Origin of the sequence: Streptomyces sp. NPDC008086, from assembly GCF_042957325.1 — a bacterium.
In the GTDB taxonomy this organism is placed as follows: domain Bacteria; phylum Actinomycetota; class Actinomycetes; order Streptomycetales; family Streptomycetaceae; genus Streptomyces.
Window position 1 is genome coordinate 808,099 of record NZ_JBIBIA010000004.1, and the last position, 22,731, is coordinate 830,829.

The following is a 22,731-nucleotide window of genomic DNA, read 5'->3' on the forward strand; positions in this document are numbered from 1 at the left end:
TGGCCGGTACTCGTGCCTGGCCGTCGGCCCGGTCGGGGCCCTGGCTCCCGTCTTGCCCCCGGCGACCGGCCGGTGCTCGCGCCTGGCCCCTGGCCCGCACCCGCGCCTGGCCACTGGCCCGCACCCGCGCCTGGCCACCGGCCGGTACTCCTGCCCAGCCCCTGGCCGGTACTCGTGCCTGGCCGTCGGCCCGGTCGGGGCCCCGGCACCCGCCTCGCTCCCGGCCCTCAGCTCCCAGACAACCCAGGTCGATCCGGCCCCGCATCCCGAAGGAATCCCCCTATGAGCACGGTCCCGGACGCCTCCCTGAACCCCGTCGCGGGCACCCGCACGCCGGCCCACCGGATCACCGTGGCGGTGCCCGACGTCGACGAGGCCACCGCCTTTCTCGCCGAGTTGGTCGGGCCCTCCGCCGTGGACCGGGACGGCGGGGCCGGCGTCGTGTCGTTCTCGGCCGGCGTCGAGGTGCGGCTCGTTCCCGCCGTGTCGGACACCGGCGCCGAGGCCCCGCCCCGCCTGGTCGACATCGGCACCAACCACCTCTGCCTCCGCGTCGCGGACATAGAGGCGGCCGTAGCCCATCTGGAGAAGCTGCCCGGCGTCGATGTCCTCGGCGACATCATCACCATCCCCGAGGGGCCGATCCGCGGGAACCGCTGGATCTACTTCCGGGCCCCCTGGGGCACCCTCTTCGAGCTCCAGCAGTGGCCCGACGTCCCCGGATACGCCGACAGCACCGAGGACCGGCTCCACCACGACCAGCGGCCGGCCGACGACGCGCCGCTGCCGACGCTGCTCGGTCTCGACCACACCGGCTACAGCGTGCGGAGCCTCGACGCCACCGTCGACCACCTGGTCACCCACCACGGCGCCAAGGTCGTCCTGCGCACCGAGATCGCCGCCGACCGGGCCTTCATGCTGCGCCAGTTCGGCCTCGACGTCGAAGGCACCTCGGCGATGGCCATGGTCGTCATCGACGACGCCCTCAACCTCGAACTCTTCGAACACGGCATCCCCGGCCAGGAACCGCCGCGCCCCCTCGACCGCCTCGGCGGCAACCTGCTCGAACTGCACGCCGCGCCGCACCCGGTCGACACCGCTCACCACGCCCCCTTCGGACTCACCCTCCCCGGGCCGGTGACCGCGTGAAATTCGGCATCAACCTGCCTAACTTCGGGGCCCAGATGACCCCGGAGGGCATGCTCACCTGGACCCGCGAGGCCGAACGGCTGGGCTTCGACACCGTCCTGGTCTCCGACCACCTCGCCCTCACCGACGACGCCCACCGCCGCTCACCCGCTCCGTTCTACGAGAGCCTCGCCACGCTGTCCTGGCTGGCCGGGCAGACCGAGACCGTACGGCTCGGCGCGGGCGTCCTCATCGCCTCCCACCGGCATCCGATCGCGCTCGCCCGCGCCACCGCCACCATCGACCGGCTCAGCGGCGGCCGCCTCGTCGTCGGCCTCGGCGTCGGCTGGGCCCCGCGCGCCTTCGAGGTCCTCGGCGTGGACTTCCGCAGGCGCGGCGCCCTCACCGACCACACCCTGGACGCCCTGGTCGCGGCCTGGACCTCCGACACCGTCACGTACCGCGGCCACCGGGTGCACACCGGACCCCGGCCCGTACAGGACCCGCACCCGCCGCTGTGGATCGGCGGCAACGGTCCGCGCGCCCTGGAACGTGTCAACCGCTTCGGCACCGCCTGGCACCCCCTGCACCCCGACCGGCAGCTGTGCGCCCGGGCCGCCGGGGTCCTCGCGGAGGGCAAGGAGTTCGCCCCGAGGATCTTCTTCCTGCCCACCACCACCCCGGTCGACCCGGACTCCCGGCCCCTCGGCTACGGCACCCCCGACCAGATCCGCGCCGACATCGCCTTCCTGCGCGACGCCGGCGCCGACCACGTGATCCTCGACACCGACCCCGGCGACCAGCGTCTGCGCAGGCACTGGAAGGAAGACCTCGAACTGGTCCGGTTCGCCGCCCAGACCCTGGAGATCGGATGACCGCCCCACGCGCCGTGACGGCCCGCGCCCTGCTCTTCGACATGGACGGCACCCTGGTCGACTCCGCCGCCTCCATCGACCGTGTCTGGGGGGAGTTCGCCGCCCGCCACCGTCTCGACCCGGCCGGCGTGCTCGCCGCGCTGCCCGGCCGCACCGCGCACGACATCGTCGCCGGGCTCCTGCCCGCCGCCGGCTTCGCCACCGTCACCGACGAGGTCGCCTGGATCCGGGCCCGCGAGGAGGCAACCGCCGACACCGTCACGGAGATCCCGGGTGCCCGCAGGCTGCTCACCGCCCTGCCGGCGCGCACCTGGGCCGTCGTCACCTCGGCCTCCCGCACCATGATGGAGCGCCGCCTCACCGCCGCCGGACTGCCCCTGCCCGCCGTCGCCGTCTGCGCCGACGACGTCCGGGCCGGCAAACCCGACCCCGAGGGCTTCCGCGCCGCCGCCCGTCTCCTCGACGTCGACATCGCCGACTGCCTTCTCTTCGAGGACTCCGCCCCCGGCCTGCTCGCCGCCCACCGCTCCGGCGGCACCCCCGTCGCCGTCGCCGCCCCCGCCGCGGAACCGGCCCCGTACCGCGTCGACGACCTCACCGCCGTCACCGCGCAGGTGCAAGGCGGCCGTATCCGCCTGGAGTTCCGGCAGCCCCTGGCCCACGCCGAACCGGCGGAAGGGATACGGCGGTGAGCGCGCGGGCCTCCGCCCTGGCGGCGGACCACGACGAGCGGGTACGCACCGACGTCGCCGTCGACCTCGGAGGGACCTGGCTGCGGATCCGCACGGGGTCGGGAGAGACCGTACGGCTGCCCGCGCCCAGCATCCTCAACCGGCCCGGCGAGGATCCGGCGGTGCTCCTGGAGCAGCTGATCGAGACCCTCGCCGAGGCGGTGCCGGAGGGCGCGCGGGTGGCGATGTCCTGCGGCGCCGCCATGGACGAGGAGCACGGCGTGCTGCACGGCTCGGGCCCGCTCTGGGGCGGCGGCCCGGACCGGCCCGTCCCGCTGCACGCCCTGCTCACGGCCCGCCGCCCGGACGTGAGCTGGCACCTGTTCAACGACGTCACCGCCGGTCTCGCGAGCTTCGTCGAGCGGTTCGCCCGGCCCGGGCACCGCCGCGTCGTGTACGTCACGGTGAGCAGTGGCATCGCCCTGCGCACCGCCGACCTCGCCGAACGCTCCGTCCCGGTCGACGCCCACGGTCTGCAGGGCGAGGTCGGCCACCTCCCGGCCGTCTCCACCGCGCCCGCCGCCGTCCGCGCCCTGAGCTGCCCCTGCGGCGGCACCGGCCACGTCGCCGCGCTGGCCGCCGGACCCGCCCTGCCGCACGTCGCCGCCGCGCTCGGCGTCGCACACCCCGAGGGCATCCGCGACGACCTCCCCGCCCGGCTGCGGTCCGGGGACCCCGCCGCCCGCCGTCTGCTCGGCACGGTCGTGGAACCCGTCGCCGAGCTCGTGCGCACCCTGCGCTGCCTCGACCCCCGTATCGACCTCATCGGCATCGGCGGCGGCTACGCGGAGGGACTCGGCGACCCCTACCGCGACGAGCTGGTCCGCCAGGTCGGCGAGGTGCGCAGCTACGCCGACCGCGACACCGGCCCCGACCGGGCCGCACAAGGTCTGCGGCTGTGCCGCCCCGGCGAGGTGGACCCGATGGCGGGCGCCGTCGCGCTCTCCCACGGAGCACTGACCGTCACCAAGCGGTAGGCCCCGCCCACCGTCACCACCCAGGAAGGACCCCCATGCCGGCCACGGCCACCCACCTCGCGATCGTCCGCCACGGCACCACCTGCCGTGTCGAAGAGGTCCCCACCCCGGACCCCGTCGACGGCGAACTCCTGCTCGCACCCGAGCAGGTGAGCCTCTGCGGCACCGACATCCAGATCCTGCGCCGCGACCGCGACGACCCCTCACCCGTCGTCGGACACGAGGGCGCCGCCCGGGTCGTCGCCGCCGGGCCCGGCGCCGACGGCTTCGCGCCCGGCGACCGGGTGATCGTCAACCCTACCCACCCCGGCGACCCCTCCTTCCTCCTGGGCCACAACGTGCCGGGCCTCTTCCAGCAGCGCGTCCTCATCGGCGCCTCGGCCGTGCGCGCCGGTCTGGTCTCCCGCCTCCCCGACGACCTCCCCGCCGCCCGCGCCACCCTCGTCGAGCCCTACGCCGTCGTCCGCTACGCCCTCTCCTGCCTGGCCACCTCGGCGCCCGACACCCTGGTCGTCCACGGCGACGGCCTCACCGGCAACCTCGCCGCGCTGCTCGCACCCCGCTTCCTCTTCCCCACGGTCCGGGTCGTCGTGGTCCACCGCACGGAGGCCGGGCTCAAGTGGACCCAGGCCCACGTCCCGCACGCGGTGAGCGTCCTCGCCTCCGACCCGCTCGACCGGCACGTCACCGGCGCCGTCGCGCTCCTCGTCACCACGCATCGCGGCGGTACCGTCCCCGCCGTCGAGGCCGCCGTCACCGCCCTCGGCGAGCGCCTGGTCGCCGTCCACCCCCTCGGCGGTGTCCCGCCCCGCGCCACCACCCCCCTGCTGCCCGGCGTCGACCTCGACGGTGTCCGTCGCGCCAACACCGGCGGCCCCTGGCCCCCGGCCACCACCACCTTCACCCGTCCGGGCCTGAGCCTCACCCTCACCGGCAACCGCGGCGTCACCAACGCCCAACTCGTCGCCGCCGCCGAAGCCCTGCGCACCGACAGCAGCGCCGACCCGCTCCTCACCCACGTCCTGTCCCTGGAGCCCGGCGTCCGCCACCTCAACCGGATCATCGGCGACCGCACCCGCACCGTCGACGGCGAACTCGTCCTCCGCCTCGTCATCGACCTGGAGAACGGCCCCGCCCGGCCCCCGATTCGGGCCTGATCCCGCCGCACTGCGGCTCGGGCGGCGCCCTTCCTTGTTCCGGCACCTGCCTCCGCGTGGGCTGCGGTGGTCGGAGCCGAAGTTCCTGCGGTACCCCCGCTGCCCACCCAGGCACCGCGAGCGTGGTGACCGGGCCGGGACGACGGGGGAATCGGCCGGCCCGGTCACGTCAGGGGGCGTGGTGTGCCGTGGTTGATCATGAGGGTGGCGGTGGCGTGGACTCAAGGGCCCGGGTGTGGGTATGTCAGGCGGCCGCACCGGCTTTTGAGCAGGCTTTGAGAGGTCAGGGCTGGAGGGTGACCTTGCCCGTGGTGCGCCGGGCCAGCAGGTCCTCGTGGGCGCGCCGGGCCTGCGCCAGGGGGTAACGGGGACCGGTGACCGGGCGGAGCCGGCCGTCGGCGGTGAGGGCGAGGAGTTCCCGCAGGGGCTCGGCGAAGGCGCCGGGGGCCTTCAGGGTGGGACGCAGCCAGAATCCGACGACGGACGCGTTGAGGCGGCTGAGGCGGGACGGGTCGAGGGGGGTGAAGGGCGTGCGGGCCGCGTTGCCGTAGGTGACGAGGCGGCCCGAGAGTGCCAGGGAGTCGAGGGCCTGGTCGAAGAGGGCGCCGCCCACCGCGTCGAGGATGACGTCCGCCGGATCGGGCAGGGGGTAGTCGGCGATGCCGTCGGCGCCGAGTTCCAGGGCGAGTCGCCGCTTGTCGGGGGTGGAGGCCTGGGCGAGGACGCGTGCGGCGCCGAACAGCCTGGCCAGTTGTACCGCCAGACTGCCCACTCCGCCGGCCGCGGAGTGGACGACCACCGTCTCGCCGGGCACCAGCCGAGCCGCGGTGCGCAGCAGGTGCCAGGCGGTCAGACCCTGGGTGAGCAGGGCCAGCGCGTGAGCGGCCGGGAGGTCCTCCGGGATGTCCACGAGGGCGCTCTCCGGGGCCAGGACCTGCTCGGCGTAGCCGTGTGGGACGCGGGCGAGGACGCGTCGGCCGTCCGGTGTGCGACCCACGACCTCGCTGCCGGGCACGTGGGGCAGCATGTCGGCGGTCAGGTACGAGCCGTCGGTCTGGTGGGTGTCCGCGAAGTTGACGCCTGCGGCCTCGACCGTGATCAGGGTCTGCCCGGGCTGTGGTTCCGGGACGGGCAGTTCCACGGTCCGAAGGACCTCGGGGCCGCCGAAGCGGTCGAACCGGATGGCGATCATGCGACAAGTATCGCGTTCCTTCCGCCCGTTGCGCAGCCGCTGCCGGATCCTCGGGCGTTGGTGACTTGTGCGGCGTTTGTGCGGCCTTTGAACGGACCGGTGCACGCTGGGGGCGGCCGGGCGCCGCACACGAGCGGCGTGGAGCACGGACATCCAGGGAGTGGCAGTGCAGGGCGAGTGGCTGCGCAGGTTCGATACGCCGAGTCCGGCTCCGCGGCGGGGTACCGGAACACCCCGGCTGATCTGCTTCCCGCACGCGGGCGGCGCGGCGAGCGCGTTCCTGCCGCTGGCACGGGCCCTCGCTCCGGCGCTGGACGTGCTGGCGGTGCAGTACCCCGGCCGGCAGGACCGCCGGCACGAGCAGCCCGTCGACGACCTCGGTCGGCTCGCCGACGCGCTCACCGCACCGGTGGCGAACCAGACAAGGCCGTATGCCCTGTTCGGGCACAGCATGGGCGCACTCGTGGCCTACGAGGTGGCCCGCCGGCTCGCCGCGCGGTCGCTGCCCGGGCCCGCGGCACTGATCCTCTCCGGCCGGGGCGCGCCCACCGCCCGGCCCGCCCGGTACGACCGGTTGCGTACGGACCAGGACATCATGCGGGTCGTCAGGCTTCTGGGCGGCACCACTCCACGCGTGCTGGAGGACCCGGAGTTGCGGGACATGGTCATGCCCGCGCTACGGGCCGACTACCGCGCGATCGGCGCTTACGTGTGGCGGCCGGGCCCGCCCCTGGACATACCGTTCACCGTGCTCGTCGCGGACGCGGACCCCGTGGTCGGCAGGGACGAGGCGGAGGCGTGGGGCGAGCTGACCACTGCCGGCTCCACGACACGGGTCTTCCACGGAGGGCACTTCTTCCTCGACGCCCACCTGCCGCGGGTGGCCGAGGTGGTCACCGCCGCCGTGAGCGAGGCAGGCGTGGGGCCTCTCGCGGTGACCGAGGGCCGATAGCGTGCGGGCCCGATGAGCGCGCAGGCAACCGGCCGGTGTCCGACGGTGACTGTCGGCCGTACCGCCACCGCGGGCGGGCGCGAGCCCTCGGGGCGACGCCACACCCGCGGCCGTTCACCGTCCTTGAGATCGAGGGGGTAGGCGTGTGACGCGCTGGGACGGCCTGTTCATCGGCGCGGCCGCGATGTCGCTGGGGGCCAGCCAGGACGTCCGGGGTGCGGTCGGCGCCGGGCTGTACGACGCCCGGCAGTACCGGCGGGACGCCTACCGTGCGGTGTGCGTGGCGGACGACGGCGCGTTGCCGGACCTCGTGGTGCGGGCCGCCGACCTGGCGCGTCGCCGCTCGGGCGTGCCGGCCGGCGAGGTGGACCTGGTTGTGCACGCCTCCTCCTGGGCGGTGCGGGCGGACGGCTGCCCAGCGGAGGGCGTGCGGCGGGCGCTGCGATGCCCGCGCGCCACCGCGCTGGAGGTCCGCGGGTCCGCAGGCAGCGGCCTGGTGGGTCTGCATCTGGCGGCTCAGTACCTCTCCGCGTCCCCGGACATGACCGCCGCTCTGGTCACCACCGGCGACGGCGCGACGGCACCCGGCGACCGGTTCCGCCGGGGGCCCGGACGGGTGCTCGCCGACGGTGCGACGGGAGTGGTGGTCCGCACCGGCACCGGACAGGCCCGGCTCCTGGCCACCACGGTGGTGGGGGAGTCGCCGCACCGGCTGGTCCTGCGTTCCGACCTGCCGTGGCGGATACCCGACGCCGAGCGGGCACCGGCTCCCGACGCGGCGGCCGGCCCCGAGGCGGATCAGGCCCGACTCGCCGAACTGCTCGCCGACCGGGAGCGTGAGGTCATGGAGCACGCCCTGGCGGACGCCGGGCTCGGCGTCGACGACGTCGCACGGTTCGTCTTCCCGCACCTGGGTTCGGGGCTACAACGCTGGGACAGGCGCGCGGTGTTGGGCATCGACGAGAAACGGACCACCTGGGACTGGGGCAACGGGGTCGGGCATCTGCCGTCCGGTGACCAGGCCGCGGGTCTCGCCCACCTGCTGGCGTCCGCCGAGCTCGCTGCGGGGGACAAGGTGGTGCTGGTCGGGGACGGTTTCGGCCACAGTTTCGGGTGTGCGGTACTGGAGGTTCTCTGACCGGCGGGTGACTCCGGTGGTTGGAGCTTGTATCAGATTTGTGTGGGCTTGGATCGCTCCCTTGCAGCATGGTGACCGGATTTTGACCGAGCGGGTGTCGATCTGGGGGAACGATGCAATTCCGGTTACTGGGTCCGATGGAGGTCGTCGCCGATGAGCAGAACGTTGCTCTCGGCGGCACGAAACAGCGTGCCACCCTGGGCTACTTGCTGCTCCAAGCCAACCGGGTGGTGGCCACCAGTCGGTTGCTGAACGCCCTGTGGGGCGTGGAGGAGGCGCCGACGACCGCCCGGAAGATCCTGCAGAACGCGGTCTACGGGCTGCGCGGCGTTCTCGCCTCGCATCGTGGCGACGACGGGCCGCCGCCCGCGCTGCTGACCCAGGCACCCGGCTATATGCTGCGCGTCGATCCGGAGCAGGTGGACCTCCATCTGTTCCACAAATGGGTGGGGTTGGGCCGGAACAAGCAGGCCGAGGGCGACGCTCCGGCGGCCGCGGCGCTGTTGCGCGAGGCGCTGTCCCTGTGGCGGGGTCCGGCCCTGGCCGACCTGGTGGAGGCGGGCCTGGACTGGCCCGAACTGGCCGCCGTGCAGAGCACCCGACTCGATGTCACCGAGGACTACTTCGAAGCCCAGCTGCTGTGCGGCTGCCACTACGAGATCCTGGCCGAGCTGGAGACCATGGTGCAGGCCGAGCCGCTGCGGGAGCGGGCCTCGGCGCAGCTGATGCTCGCGCTGTACCGGTGCGGGCGGCAGGCCGACGCGCTCAATACCTACAGCCAGGTGCGTGCGGCACTGGTGGAGAACCTGGGCCTGGAGCCCGGCCGGGGCCTGCAGCAGCTGCAACAGGCGATCCTCACCCAGGACCCGTCCCTGTCGATGGACCGCCCCGACCACCGCAGGGCCTTCGTCGAAGGGGACGCGGAGGAGGTACGGCCCAGGGTCCGGCTGCGCTCTCGGCCGGCGCCCTCCCAGGACACCCCCGCGCCGGCCGCTGCCGACACCCCCCTCCCTCGAGCCGCCCTTCCGGCCGCCGGTGTTCCGGCCCCTCGCGTTCCGGCGCCCCGCGTCCCCGACGCACCAGGCGCCCGGGCGCCGCGCGCCGTCAGCGACCGTCGTACGGTCAGCGTGGTTTCCGTGCGGACGCGGCTCGCCCCGGCAGCGGGCGCCGAGGTCCGGGAGGACCTGGACGAACTGCTGGACGGCGCCGCCGAACTGGTCAGGGCGCAGATCGAGCGTTTCGGCGGGACGGTCACGGCCAGCCTGGGCTCGGTGTCCCTGGCGGTGTTCGGTATGGACGGACCGGGCGAGGAGGACATCCGCAAGGCCACCCTGGCGGCCCTCGCCGTGCGTGACGTCCTGGACATCGCCACACCTGGCGCCCAGCACCTGCGTCTGACCGTGCACGTATGCGTCACCAGGGGAGAGGTGCTGCTGCGCCGCCGTGGCCAGGACGGTCCGCCGACGGTGGTCGGTGCGGCGCTCGACGAGTCCCAGTTCCTGCTCGCGGAGGTGCCGGCCGGACAGGTGTGGGCCAGCGACGCGGTGCGTACGGCCACGGAGAGCGCCGTCCTCTACACCCCCACCACCGTCTCGCCCGCCTCATGGCAGGCGATCGAAGTGCGCGAGCGGCACGTCGCCGACGGCACGGGCGCCGGCCGGGCCCATGAACTGGAAGTCCTCCAGGGTCTGCTCAAGCGGACCCGGCGCCATGTCGTGCCGCATCTGGTCACGGTCTTCGGGGAGAGCGGCACCGGAAAGAGCGAACTGCTCCGAGAGTTCGGCCGGTGGGCGTGCAGCCGTCCCGACGCGCCCCTGTTCCTGACCGGCGGTACGCCGACGGCACCCACCGGCCACCCCCTGAAGGCGCCGGCCGAGATCCTGGCGGCGTTCTGCGGCATCGAGGCCGACGACACGGCCGAGTCCGCGCGCGAGGCCCTGGCGGTAAAGGTGCGCGAGGTCATCGGGTCGGGGACGGCGGCGCAGCGCCTCTCGTCCCGGCTCGCCCCGCTCCTGCCCCCGGCGCTCGACGCCGCGCACCAGGCGCCTCGGGGCGGCGGCGCGGACCCGACGGGTGACGTCCTCGCCGCCTGGCGCGACCTGTTCCTCGCCGCCGCCCAGCACATGCTGCTGGTGCTGTGCGTCGACGACCTCCACCGGGCCGACGACCGGGTCCTGGACACGATCGAGGAACTGGTGGGCTCCACCGGATCGGGACGTCTGTTCGTGGTGGCCGCTTCGGCGCCGGAACTGCTGCTTCGACGGCCCACCTGGGCGGGCGGCCGCAGCCACGCCTCCTCGGTCACGCTGGTGCAGCCGACCGGAGCCACCGGGGAGCACCTGGTGGACCTGCTGCTGTCGGCCGCCCGCCGGCAACGGCCCAAGCACGCCCCCGGTAATTCGGCGCCCACTCCGCCACCGGCTCCGCGGAATGACCTCGGTATGACCGTCCGCTGGGACGCCCTGGAACAGGATGTCAGGACGCATCTCCAGGGTGCCCGAAAAGGAGTGGCATGAATTCCGAATCCGTGGCCCGCGAGCTCGCCGAACCCAATTTGCGTCGGTTGCTTTCCACGGCCGGTCTGGACGTCGAGTACGTGAGCGCGAGCGGCAACACGCTTTACCGGAAGGGCGCCAACGGCGAGCGGATACCCGTTCTCGATTACGCCGCCGGCTATGGGGCGCTCATCTTCGGGCACAACCATCCGGACATCGTCGCCCGCGCCCGGGAGCTCCTCGACGAGCAGACCCCGGTGCTCGCACAGTTCTCCTCGCATCCGTACGCCAACCAGCTGGCCGAGGCACTCAACCGGATCATCCGACGCGAGACCGGATCCGACGAGCCGTACTACGCCACCTTCGCCAACAGCGGCGCGGAGGGCATCGAAGCGGCGATCAAGCATGCCGAACTCGACCGGGTGCTGCGCCTTTCAGCGGTCCTCGAGGAGATCGAGGAGAGCAACCGGCGCGCACAGGAGGCCGTACAGGCGGGGACGGCGGTCGTGCCGGAGAGCCTGGGCGCCGGCCTCGGCCTGCCCCGGCCCGCCGCCGGACAGGACCCGCTCGACCTCCTGATCGCCGAGATCGACCGCCGCAACCAACGGCGGCGCGCCAGGCCTCCGGTGTTCGTGGCACTGAAGTCGGGCTTCCACGGAAAGCTGATGGGCAGCGTCCAGCTGACCCACAACGAGGCCTATCGCACCCCCTTCGCGGCACTCGGCGCACAGGCCCGGTTCGTGCCCTGCGACCGCCCGGAGGCGCTGAAGGAGGTGCTGCAGGACGAGCGGGGCACGCTGCTGCAACTGACCGTGGAGGACGGCGGCGTCCGGCTCGTCGAACGCGACCACCACACCATCTGCGCGGTCCTGCTGGAGCCGGTCCAGGGCGAGGGGGGCATCCGGCCGCTGTCGCGTGAGTTCGCCCAGGAGATCAGGGCGTTCGCCGAAGAGGCCGACTGCCCCGTGGTCATCGACGAGATCCAGAGCGGCATGGGCCGCACCGGCTCCTTCCTGGGCGCCACCCGGCTGGGCCTGCGCGGCGACTACTACGTGTTCGCCAAGTCCCTCGGCGGCGGCCTCGCCAAGGCCTCCGTGACACTGGTTCGCGAGGGGCGCTACCGCCCGGAGTTCGAGCTGCTGCACAGCTCGACCTTCGCCAAGGACAGCTTCTCCTGCCACATCGCCCTCAAGGTCCTGCAGATGCTGGAGGCCGACGGTGGACAGGGCTACCGTCTCGCGCGGGAACGCGGCGCCGCGCTGGCCGGCATGCTGCGAGGCCTGCGCAGTGACTTCCCCGACGTGGTCAGGGACGTACGCGGACACGGCCTGATGCTGGGCTTCGAGTTCCACGACCAGTCCGAGGCCACCGACGACACGCTGCGGGAAGCGGCCCGCTCATCGATGTTCGGCTATGTGATCGCCGGGCACCTGCTCCACGCGCACGCCATCCGGACCTTCCCGACCGCCAGCGCGGTGCACACCCTGCGCTTCGAGCCGTCCCTGCTGCTCACCGACGAGGAGATCGACCGACTGGAGCTCGCCCTGCGGGACGTGTGCACGCTGGTGCGCGACCAGGCCGGCCACCGACTGGTCCTCTCCTCCTGAACACCTTGCGCAGCACCTGTCGGTGAATCATTCGATTACTGCGTGGTGTGCGGGCGTTGGAGCACGCCCGCACACAATGCCGTAGTGCCTCCATCCCGGCTGTGCGGCACCTCCTCCTTTCAGAGCCGGCTTGTTGTTCAGAATTCCCGTTCTCCGGCGCCCGCCCGAAAAAGCAGAGTCGGTCCGCGGGGGAATCCAGTAGTGAAAGGGCAGCGGAAGTTCATGATGAGCGAGCATGGTCCGGCGGCCGTTGACGGCTCTCCTGAGCGCGACGAGCCGATCGCCGTCGTGGGGCTCTCCTGCCGGTTCCCCGGAGCCGCGTCCACCGGGGAGTTCTGGGAGCTGCTGCGCGGTGGCACCAGCGCCATCACCGACGTGCCCGAGGGGCGCTTCGACCCATCGGTGCCCACCGCGATCACGCGCGGCGGATTCCTGCCGGACGTCGGCGGCTTCGACGCCGCCTTCTTCGCCGTCTCGCCCCGCGAGGCCGCCGCCATGGACCCGCAGCAGCGGATCGTCCTGGAGCTCGCCTGGGAGGCCCTGGAGGACGCGGGCATCGTGCCGACGAGCCTGCGCGACACCAGGACCGCCGTGTTTGTGGGGACCCTGCGCGACGACTACACCACCCTGGTCCACCAGCACGGCACCGACGCCCTCACCCAGCACACGATGACCGGTGTGAACCGCGGTCTGATCGCCAACCGCGTCTCCCACCACCTGGGGCTGCGCGGGCCGAGCATGACCGTGGACTCCGCCCAGTCCTCCTCGCTGGTCGCCGTGCACCTGGCCTGCGAGAGCCTGCGCCGCGCCGAGTCCACCGCAGCGCTCGCCGCCGGTGTGAACCTCAACCTGCTCGCCGAGCACACCGTCACCGAGTCGCTCTTCGGCGCACTGTCCCCGGACGGGACCACATACACCTTCGACGCGCGCGCCAACGGCTTCGTGCCCGGCGAGGGCGGCGGTGTCGTCGTGCTCAAGACACTCCGGCAGGCCCGCGCCGACGGCGACCGGATCTACGGCGTCATCCGCGGCAGCGCGGTCAACAACGACGGCGGCACCACCCATCTGACCGTGCCGGGGAAGGTCGCCCAGGAGCTGCTCCTGCGTACCGCCCGGGAACAGGCCGGCGTCGCGGTCGAGGACGTGCAGTACGTCGAACTGCACGGCACCGGCACCCCGGTCGGCGACCCCATCGAGGCCGCGGCCCTGGGCTCGGCGCTCGGCGCCTGTGCCGGCCGGCCGGTGGGCGACGTGCTGCGCGTCGGCTCGGTCAAGACCAACATCGGACACCTGGAGGGCGCGGCCGGCATGGCCGGGCTCATCAAGACGCTGCTGAGCATCCACCACCGCGAACTGCCGCCGAGCCTGAACTTCGAGACCCCCAACCCCGCCATCAACCTGGGCGAGCTCGGGCTGGCCGTGCAGACCGAGCTCACCGCGTGGCCCGACCCCCGGCGTCCCCTGGTGGCCGGTGTCAGCTCCTTCGGCATGGGAGGCACCAACTGCCATGTCGTGCTCACCGAAAGCCCCACCACGAACATCGTCGAGTTCCGGCGGGCCGCCACCGTGCCGTCCATCCTGCCCTGGGTGATCTCGGGCGCCGACCAGAGCGCCCTGCGCGCCCAGGCGGACCGCCTGCACACCCACGTCGCCGGCACCGACGCCTCGCCCGTCGACGTGGGCTGGTCCCTGGCCCGCACCCGGGCCGTCCTGCGCCATCGCGCCGTCGTCCTCGCACCCGACGGGCCGGGTCTGCTCGCGGGCACCGACGCCCTGGCCCGGAACACCCCCTCGTCCGCCGTGGTCACCGGCAGCGTCCGTGAGGGCCGTACGGCCTTCCTGTTCACCGGGCAGGGCGCCCAGCACATCGGCATGGCCCAGCGGCTGTACCAGGACTTCCCCGTCTACGCGGCCGCGTTCGACGAGGTGGCCGCCGCCCTCGACCCGTATCTGGACCGGCCGGTGGCCCACACCGTGCGCACCGGTGACGGCCTGGACGAGACGGCGCGCACACAGCCCGCCCTGTTCGCCGTGGAGGTGGCCCTCTTCCGGCTCCTGGAGTCCCTCGGCGTCCGCCCGGACTACGTGGCGGGCCACTCCGTGGGCGAGGTCACGGCCGCCCATGTGGCCGGAGTCCTCGACCTGGCCGACGCGGCCGCGCTGATCACCGCCCGCGCCCGGCTGATGCAGTCCGCCGTCGCCGGCGGTGCCATGATCGCCGTACAGGCCACGGAGGACGAGGTCGCGGCCCTCCTCGCGGACCACGGGGGGAAGGTGGCCGTCGCCGCCGTCAACTCCCCGCACTCCACCGTGATCTCCGGTGACGCCGAGGCGGCGGAGGCCGTCGCCGAGCGGCTGCGCGCGCAGGGCCGCAAGACCACGCGGCTCACCGTCAGCCATGCCTTCCACTCGCCGCACATGGACGACGTCCTGGAGGAGTTCCACGACGCCGCGGCCCGGCTCACCTACCACGCCCCGACCATCCCCGTGGTCTCCAACGTCACCGGCGCGCTCGCCGACGAGGGGGAGCTGACCACGCCCGGGTACTGGGTCCGGCACATCCGGCAGACCGTCCGCTTCGCCGACGGCATCCGCACCCTGGAGGCCGTGGGCGTCACGACCTTCGTCGAGGTCGGGCCCGACAGCGTCCTGGCCGCGCTCGCCCAGGACAGCCTCCGGGACCCCGACGAGGCCACGGCCGTCGCCGTGCTGCGCCGTGAACGGCCCGAGACGCAGAGCCTGCTGACCGCGCTGGCCACCGCGTTCGTCCACGGCACCCATGTCGACTGGGGCGCGCTGTACGGGGCGCGGGGCGCCCGCCGGGTCGACCTGCCCACCTACGCCTTCCAGCGCAGGCACCACTGGCTGGACACCACCCGTCGGACCGCTCCGACCACGCCCGCCCCGGCAGCCGAGCCGCTCGACCACGCCGACCCGGGGGACACCGAAGGCGAGCTCAGCCCGCGCGGTGAGCTCGGCGCCCGTCTGGCCGGTCTGTCCGCCGCCGACCGCGAACGAGCCGTACGCGATCTCGTCGACACCCACATCAGGGCCGTACTGGCCTACCCGCCCGAGGAGCCCGTCGCCCCGCGTACCGCCTTCGGCGAACTGGGCTTCAGCTCCCTGATGCTCACCGAACTGCGCGCCGCCCTGGCCACCGCCACCGGCCTTCGGCTGCCGACCGGCACACTCTTCGACCACCCCACGCCCGCCGCCCTCGCCGAGTTCGTCACCGCCGAACTCCTCGGGGCCGAGGAAACCGGCCCCGACGGAGCCGGTGGCGCCGGCGACGAGCCGATCGCGATCATCGGCATGGCCTGCCGCTACCCCGGCGACGTCACCTCCCCGGAAGACCTGTGGCGGCTCCTCGTCGACGAGGTCGACGCCGTCTCCGCCTTCCCCGACAACCGGGGCTGGGACCCAGACCTGTACGACCCGGACCCCGAGCGGCCCGGCAAGAGCGCCGTGCGCCACGGCGGATTCCTGCACGACGCCGGTGAGTTCGACGCCGCCTTCTTCGGGATCTCGCCGCGCGAGGCGCTGGCCATGGACCCGCAGCAGCGGCTGCTGCTGGAGACCTCCTGGGAGGCCGTCGAACGCGCCGGTGTGCTGCCGGCGACCCTGCACGGCACCCGCACCGGCGTGTTCGTGGGCGCCACGGCGCTGGAGTACGGGACACGGCTGCAGGACGCCCCGCACAGCGTCCACGGCCACGTCCTCACCGGCAGCACCTCCAGCGTGATGTCGGGACGCATCGCCTACCAACTCGGCCTGCTCGGCCCGGCGGTGACGGTCGACACGGCCTGCTCGTCCTCCCTGGTCGCCCTGCATCTGGCGATCCGGTCGCTGCGCAGCGGCGAGACGAACCTCGCCCTGGCCGGCGGCGCCACCGTCATGGCCTCGCCCGGCATGTTCGTGGAGTTCTCCCGCCAGCGGGGGCTGGCCCCCGACGGACGGTGCAAGTCGTTCGCCGCCGCCGCCGACGGCACCGGCTGGGGCGAGGGGGTGGGCATGCTGCTGGTCGAGCGGCTCTCCGACGCCCGCCGCAACGGCCACCGGGTCCTCGCCGTCATCCGTGGATCCGCCGTCAACCAGGACGGCGCGAGCAACGGCCTGACCGCGCCCAGCGGACTGGCCCAGCGGGGTGTCATCCGCCAGGCCCTGGCCGACGCCCGTCTCAGCGCCGCCGACGTGGACGCCGTGGAGGCGCACGGTACCGGCACCCGTCTCGGCGACCCCATCGAGGCCGAGGCCATCATGGCCACCTACGGCAGCGGGCGGGCCGCCGGAGCACCGCTCCACCTGGGCTCGCTGAAGTCGAACATCGGGCACGCCCAGGCGGCGGCGGGCGTCGGCGGTGTCATCAAGATGGTGCAGGCCATGCGGCACGGCGTCCTGCCCAGGACCCTGCACGTGGACGAGCCCTCACCGCACGTGGACTGGTCCGCCGGCCAGGTCTCGCTGCTGACCGACAGCACGGTCTGGCCCGACACCGGCACCCGCCCGCGCCGTGCCGCCGTCTCCTCCTTCGGGATCAGCGGCACCAACGCCCATGTCGTCCTGGAGCACGACCCCGCCGCCGAGCCGGTCACCGAGCCCGAGCCGGGCTCGTCCACCGCAATCCCGGCGCCCTGGCTGCTGTCCGCCCGTGACGTCCCGGCGCTGCGCACGCAGGCCGCCCGGCTGCGGGCCCGGATCGGCGCGGCCGACGACGAGGCCGCCGTCGGCCGGTCCCTGGCCGTCACCCGCACCACCTTCGAGGAACGCGCCGCCATCCTCGGCGACTCGCTCGCGGAGCGTCTCACCGCGGTCGAGGCGTTGGCCACGGGTGACACGGCACCGAACCTCATCACCGGCCGGGCCGCCGACACCGGCCGCATCGCGTTCCTGTTCACCGGTCAGGGCGCCCAACGCCACGGTATGGGACGCGAGTTGTACGCCGCCGACCCGGTCTTCGCCGCGGCGCTCGACGAGGTGTGCGCCGCGTTCGCCGGTCGACTGGAACGGCCCCTGCGCGAGGTGATGTTCGCCTCCGAAGGCGACCCGGACGCCGCTCTGCTGCATCTGACCGCCTACACCCAGCCCGCGCTGTTCGCCCTAGAGGTCTCCCTGTTCAGGCTCCTCGCCCACCACGGCATGACACCGGACTTCGTGGCCGGCCACTCGATCGGCGAGCTGGCCGCCGCCCATGTCGCCGGGGTGCTCACCCTCGACGACGCCGCGACCCTCGTGGCCGCCCGGGCCCGGCTCATGGCGTCGGCCGTCACCGGCGGCGCCATGATCGCCGTACAGGCCGACGAGGAAGAGGTGCTGCGCACGCTGGCCGGGCACGAGGACAGGGTGTCGGTCGCCGCCGTCAACGGACCGCGCTCCGTGGTGATCTCCGGCGACGCCGACACCGCGCGGTCCGTCGCGGAGACCTGGCGGGCGCGGGGACGCAAGACCACCGAGCTCAAGGTCAGCCACGCGTTCCACTCGCCGCACATGGACGGTGTGCTCGCGGAGTTCCGCCAGGTCGCCGCCGGCCTCGCCTTCCAGCCGCCCGCCATCCCCCTGGTGTCCACCGTCACCGGAAGGCTCACCGACCCGGCCGAGCTGACCTCCCCCGACTACTGGAGCGGCCAGATCCGCGCCACGGTGCGCTTCCTGGACGCCACCCGGGAACTGGCCCGCCACGGCACCACCGTCTTCGTCGAGCTCGGCCCCGACGCCGTGCTCACCCCGCTCGTCCACGGCGCGCTCGACGACGCCGACGGCAGCGGCGAGACCGCGGACGCCGGTGACCACAGCACCACCGTCGCCCTCCTGCGCCCCGGCCGCCCGGAGACCAGCACGCTGGCCGAGGGCATCGCCCGCGCGCACACCGCCGGCGCCCCCCTCGACGGGGCCCGCCTCTTCCCCGGCGCTGCCCTGCTGGACCTGCCCACCTACCCCTTCCAGCGCGAGCACTTCTGGCTGGCCCCCGAGCCCGCCGCCGACCCGCGCGGCCTCGGTCTGGACACCGCCGACCACCCCCTGCTCGCCACCGTCGTCGACCTGGCCGACAGCCACGACACCGTGCTCACCAGCCGTATCTCGCTGAGCAGTCACCCCTGGCTCGCCGACCACGCCATCGACGCGACCGTGCTGCTGCCGGCCACCGCCTTCCTGGAGCTCGCCGTCGCCGCGGGCGACGCCACCGGCGCACCGCACGTCGAGGACCTCACGCTGCACGCGCCGCTGCCCCTGGCAGCAGAACAGAGCACACGTGTCCAGGTGACGGTCGGCGCCGCCGACGACTCGGGCCGAAGGTCCTTCACCGTGCACGCCAGCCCCGACACCGACGACAGCGCACCGCGCCGGTGGACCCGGCACGCCACCGGCACCCTCGCCCGGCAGGACGTCCCCGTCCCGGCGTTCACCGACGCGGCGCCCTGGCCGCCCGCCACCGCGGATCCCGAACCGCTCACGGACGTCTACGCCCGACTCGCGGGACTCGGCTACGGCTACGGCCCCGCATTCCGGGGCCTGGTGGCCGCCTGGCGCGACGGCGAGGACCTGTACGCCGAGATACGGCTGCCCGAGACCGCACGGGACGCCGTCGGTGGCTTCGCCCTGCACCCCGCCCTGTTCGACGCCGCGCTCCACCCACTGGTCCTTGCGGCGGCCGCGCCCCCCGGCCAGGAGGACACCATCCGGCTGCCGTTCGCGTGGTCCGGTGTCACCCTGCACGCCACCGGCGCCACCGACCTCCGGGTCCGCATCAGCCCGCAGGGCACGGACACCTTCGCCCTCTCCCTGACCGACACCACCGGCGCACCGGTGGCCGATGTGGCGGCCCTGACGCTGCGCCCCGTGGCCAGGGGTAGCACGGCCGTCCCTGCCGCTCCGGCCCCGGACTCCGCGCTGTACGAAGTGCGCTGGCCGGTCCTCGCCCCGGCCGCCGTGCCGGAGCCCACCGACCGGGTCGAGGCGGTCGACGGCCTCGACGCCGTGGCACCGGCCGATGTCGTCGCCGTGCGCCTGTACGACCTGCCTCCGCGCGAGGACGGCCGGCCCATCGCCGTGCACCGCGCCCTGCGGCTGATCCAGGAGTTCCTGGCCGACGCCAGGTTCACCGACACACGGCTGGCGCTGGTGACCCGGTCCGCGATCGGCGTGCGGCCCGGCGAGGACGTCGTCGATCTCGCCGCGGCCCCGGTGTGGGGCCTGGTCCGCGCCGCGCAGTCCGAGCACTCCGACCGGCTGGTCCTGGTCGACCTGGACGACGACTCCGGCGACGAGGAACTCAACGCGGCCCTGGCCACGGGCGAGCCGCAGATCGCCGTGCGCGCCGGAGAGCTGAGGGTGCCCCGGCTCGCGGCCCTCGCCTCCGGCGCGGACCCGGACCTGCCGCGTCTCGACCCGGAGGGCACGGTTCTGATCACCGGCGGCACCGGTGGCCTCGGCGCGCTGTTCGCCCGCCATCTGGTCACCGAACACGGCGTACGCCACCTCCTGCTGGCCGGGCGACGCGGCCCCGACGCGCCCGGCGCGAGCGAACTCGCCACGAAGTTGGGTGACTTGGGCGCCCAGGTGCGGATCGCCGCGGTCGACGTCTGCGACCGTACGGCCCTTGCCGCACTCCTGGACTCCGTCCCCGCCGACCGGCCGCTGACCGCGGTGGTGCACACCGCAGGCGTCCTGGACGACGTGACCGTCCCGTCGCTCACCCCCGAGCGGCTCGACGCCGTCCTGGCGCCCAAGGCGGACGCCGCCCGGCATCTGCACGAACTGACCGAAAGCCTCGACCTGCGCGCGTTCGTGCTGTTCTCCTCCGTCTCCGGGCTCCTCGGCACCGCGGGCCAGGCCAACTACGCGGCCGCCAACACCTCGCTGGACGCCCTGGCACAGCACCGCCGGGCCCACGGCCTGCCCGCGACCTCCCTCGCCTGGGGCCTGTGGGACACCGCCCACGGCATGGGCGCGGGACTCACCGACGCCGAGATCGCCCGCTGGGAACGGGCGGGCATCACCCCGCTCACCCCCGAACGCGGCCTCGCCCTCTTCGACGCGGCCCTGCGCACGGACGTCCCCGTCCTGGCCCCCGTACCGCTGCGACCGATCACCACGGCGGCCGACGCGACGCACCCGCTGCTGCGCGACCTCGCACCGCGCACCCGACGGACCGCGGCCACGACCCGGTCGACCGCCGGGGCCGCTTCCGACTGGGCGCGTGGCATCGCCGGACTCCCCGCCGACGCCCGCCAGGAGGCGATCCTCGACCTCGTACGCGGCAAGGTCGCCGCCGTCCTGGGCCACACCGGTGCCGGTGCCATCGCCCCCGAGCGGGCCTTCAGCGACATCGGCTTCGACTCCATGGCCGCCGTCGAACTGCGCAACCAGCTCACCCGGGCCACCGGCCTGCGGCTGCCCTCCACCCTCGTCTTCGACCACCCGGCACCGGGCGCCGTGGCCGCCTACCTCCTGGAACGAGTCGCCGAGCAGAAGAAGCCGGCCGGCACCGGACACACCCGGCCCCGCCGCGGGACCGACGAGCCGATCGCGATCGTGGGGATGGCGTGTCGTTTTCCGGGTGGGGTGGTGTCGCCGGAGGGGTTGTGGCGGTTGGTGGCCGACGGGGTGGATGCGGTCAGTGGGTTTCCGTCGAATCGGGGGTGGGATCTGGAGGGGTTGTTCGATCCGGATCCGGAGCGTGTGGGGACGAGTTACACGCGGCATGGCGGGTTCTTGCATGAGGCGGATCTGTTTGATCCGGAGTTCTTCGGGATGTCGCCGCGGGAGGCGACGGCGGTGGATCCGCAGCAGCGGTTGTTGTTGGAGACGGCGTGGGAGACGTTCGAGAGTGCGGGTGTGGACCCGGGTTCGTTGCGGGGCTCGCGCACCGGCGTCTTCACCGGCGCGATGTACGACGACTACGCCGCCCGGATCGCGTCCTCCGCCGGCGAGTTCGAGGGCTTCCTGCTCGCTGGCAACCTCTCCAGCGTCCTGTCCGGCCGCATCGCCTACACCTACGGCCTCGAAGGGCCCGCGATGACCGTCGACACGGCGTGCTCGTCGTCGCTGGTGGCGCTGCATCTGGCGGCCAACGCGCTGCGCAGCGGTGAGTGCGACCTCGCGCTCGCCGGCGGCGTGACCGTCATGGCACAGCCGACGACGTTCGTCGAGTTCTCCCGCCAGCGGGGGCTCGCGGCGGACGGTCGGTGCAAGGCGTTCTCCGCCTCGGCCGACGGCACGGGCTGGTCGGAGGGTGTCGGCCTGTTGTTGGTGGAGCGGTTGTCGGATGCGCGTCGTAACGGGCACACGGTTCTTGCTGTGGTGCGGGGTTCGGCGGTGAATCAGGACGGTGCGAGCAATGGGTTGACGGCGCCGAACGGTCCGTCGCAGGAGCGGGTGATTCGTCAGGCGTTGGCGAACGCGCGGTTGGGTGCGGCGGATGTGGATGTGGTGGAGGCGCACGGGACGGGGACGACGCTGGGTGATCCGATCGAGGCGCAGGCGTTGTTGAACACCTATGGTCAGGAGCGGCCGGACGGTGAGCGTCCGTTGTGGCTGGGGTCGTTGAAGTCGAACATCGGGCATGCGCAGGCGGCGGCCGGTGTCGGCGGGATCATCAAGATGGTGCAGGCCATGCGGCACGGCGTGCTGCCCAAGACCCTGCACGTGGACGAGCCGTCGAAGCACGTCGACTGGGAATCCGGTGCGCTGACCCTGCTGACCGAGCAGCGGCCGTGGCCCGCTGAGGGACGGCCCCGCCGCGCCGGGGTCTCGTCCTTCGGGATCAGCGGCACCAACGCCCACGTCATCATCGAGGAGGCGCCCGCATCGGCCGCATCGGCGGCGCCGGCCGCGGACAACACCGCCGACCCGGGAGCGACGGTTCCCTGGATCCTGACGGCCCGCACCCCGGACGCCCTGCGCGAGCAGGCGGAACGGCTGCACGCCCACCTCGGCGAGCACCCCGAACTCGCCCCCGCCGACGTCGCCCACTCCCTGGCCACCGGGCGCGCCGTCATGGACCACGGCGCCGCCGTACTCGGCGGCGACCGGACCGCCCTCCTCGACGCGCTGGACGCCCTGGCACACGAGACGTCCTCGCCCCAGGTGGTGCGCGGACGTGTCAGGAAGCCCGGCAAGACCGCGTTCCTCTTCACTGGCCAGGGGTCCCAACGCCTCGGCATGGGGCGGGAGTTGTACGGAACTCACCCCGTGTTCGCGCGAGCCTTGGACGAGGTGTGCGCCGAGCTCGACGCTCGCCTCGAGCACCCCCTGAAGAGTGTCCTGTTCGCCGCCGAAGGGACCGCAGAGGCCGCACTGCTCCACGAGACGGCCTACACCCAGGCGGCGCTCTTCGCCGTCGAGGTCGCCCTGTTCCGCCTCTTCGAACACCACGGTGTGACGCCCCACTTCTTGTTGGGTCATTCGGTGGGTGAGGTGGTGGCTGCGCATGTGTCGGGGGTGTTGGGTCTGGCGGATGCGTGTGTGGTGGTGGCGGAGCGT

General features: G+C 73.5%; 11 protein-coding genes. 10 read left to right on the forward strand and 1 reads right to left on the reverse strand.

The genetic code is table 11. The annotated features are described in order from the left end of the window. Window positions 1-282: 282 nt before the first annotated feature. Genes ACFZBP_RS17820 through ACFZBP_RS17840 form a run of 5 tightly spaced genes read left to right on the forward strand, consistent with a single transcriptional unit; the run spans window position 283 to window position 4,868 of the window. Window positions 283-1,149, forward strand: coding sequence for a VOC family protein (locus ACFZBP_RS17820; protein ID WP_391414058.1), 867 nt, complete (start codon window positions 283-285; stop codon window positions 1,147-1,149). Continuing rightward, a complete protein-coding gene (locus ACFZBP_RS17825) occupies window positions 1,146-2,003 on the forward strand; it encodes a TIGR03619 family F420-dependent LLM class oxidoreductase (RefSeq protein ID WP_391414060.1) in 858 nt (285 codons plus the stop codon). The genes ACFZBP_RS17820 and ACFZBP_RS17825 overlap by 4 nt, the downstream gene beginning before the upstream one ends. Next, window positions 2,000-2,695 (forward strand): HAD-IA family hydrolase, encoded by a 696-nt coding sequence (locus ACFZBP_RS17830; RefSeq protein WP_391414062.1) that lies wholly within the window; start codon window positions 2,000-2,002, stop codon window positions 2,693-2,695. The genes ACFZBP_RS17825 and ACFZBP_RS17830 overlap by 4 nt, the downstream gene beginning before the upstream one ends. Then, window positions 2,692-3,711, forward strand: coding sequence for an ROK family protein (locus ACFZBP_RS17835; RefSeq protein ID WP_391414064.1), 1,020 nt, complete (start codon window positions 2,692-2,694; stop codon window positions 3,709-3,711). Before ACFZBP_RS17830 ends, ACFZBP_RS17835 begins: the two co-directional genes overlap by 4 nt. Before the next feature lie 35 nt (window positions 3,712-3,746). Then, on the forward strand, window positions 3,747-4,868 hold the full coding sequence (locus ACFZBP_RS17840; RefSeq protein WP_391414066.1) for an alcohol dehydrogenase catalytic domain-containing protein: 1,122 nt from the start codon (window positions 3,747-3,749) through the stop codon (window positions 4,866-4,868). Window positions 4,869-5,151: 283 nt separating this feature from the next. On the opposite strand, the gene ACFZBP_RS17845 is transcribed toward ACFZBP_RS17840, so the two are convergent. Then, window positions 5,152-6,060, reverse strand: a complete 909-nt coding sequence (locus ACFZBP_RS17845) for a zinc-binding alcohol dehydrogenase family protein (protein WP_383449207.1) — start codon at window positions 6,058-6,060, stop codon at window positions 5,152-5,154. Window positions 6,061-6,226: 166 nt separating this feature from the next. Between ACFZBP_RS17845 and ACFZBP_RS17850 the strand changes: the two genes are divergently transcribed. The 5 genes from ACFZBP_RS17850 to ACFZBP_RS17870 all read left to right on the forward strand — a co-directional run. Beyond that, window positions 6,227-7,012: an alpha/beta fold hydrolase gene (locus ACFZBP_RS17850; protein ID WP_391414069.1), complete on the forward strand. Its 786-nt coding sequence runs from the start codon at window positions 6,227-6,229 to the stop codon at window positions 7,010-7,012. A gap of 145 nt (window positions 7,013-7,157) precedes the next feature. Then, complete coding sequence (locus tag ACFZBP_RS17855) at window positions 7,158-8,150, forward strand: 3-oxoacyl-[acyl-carrier-protein] synthase III C-terminal domain-containing protein (protein WP_391414071.1); 993 nt, start codon at window positions 7,158-7,160, stop codon at window positions 8,148-8,150. A 113-nt stretch (window positions 8,151-8,263) separates the two neighbouring features. Further along, complete coding sequence (locus ACFZBP_RS17860) at window positions 8,264-10,666, forward strand: BTAD domain-containing putative transcriptional regulator (RefSeq protein WP_391414073.1); 2,403 nt, start codon at window positions 8,264-8,266, stop codon at window positions 10,664-10,666. After that, window positions 10,663-12,252, forward strand: coding sequence for an aminotransferase class III-fold pyridoxal phosphate-dependent enzyme (locus ACFZBP_RS17865; RefSeq protein ID WP_391414075.1), 1,590 nt, complete (start codon window positions 10,663-10,665; stop codon window positions 12,250-12,252). The genes ACFZBP_RS17860 and ACFZBP_RS17865 overlap by 4 nt, the downstream gene beginning before the upstream one ends. A 222-nt stretch (window positions 12,253-12,474) precedes the next feature. After that, window positions 12,475-22,731, forward strand: a 10,257-nt coding sequence (locus tag ACFZBP_RS17870) for an SDR family NAD(P)-dependent oxidoreductase (protein ID WP_391414077.1), incomplete at its 3' end; no start/stop codon positions are given.

Coding starts and splice junctions, on each gene's coding strand:
- ACFZBP_RS17820 (WP_391414058.1), top strand. CDS start 283: ATGAGCACGGTCCCGGACGCCTCCCTGAACCCCGTCGCGGGCACCCGC.
- ACFZBP_RS17845 (WP_383449207.1), bottom strand. CDS start 6,060: ATGATCGCCATCCGGTTCGACCGCTTCGGCGGCCCCGAGGTCCTTCGG.
- ACFZBP_RS17830 (WP_391414062.1), top strand. CDS start 2,000: ATGACCGCCCCACGCGCCGTGACGGCCCGCGCCCTGCTCTTCGACATG.
- ACFZBP_RS17840 (WP_391414066.1), top strand. CDS start 3,747: ATGCCGGCCACGGCCACCCACCTCGCGATCGTCCGCCACGGCACCACC.
- ACFZBP_RS17860 (WP_391414073.1), top strand. CDS start 8,264: ATGCAATTCCGGTTACTGGGTCCGATGGAGGTCGTCGCCGATGAGCAG.
- ACFZBP_RS17865 (WP_391414075.1), top strand. CDS start 10,663: ATGAATTCCGAATCCGTGGCCCGCGAGCTCGCCGAACCCAATTTGCGT.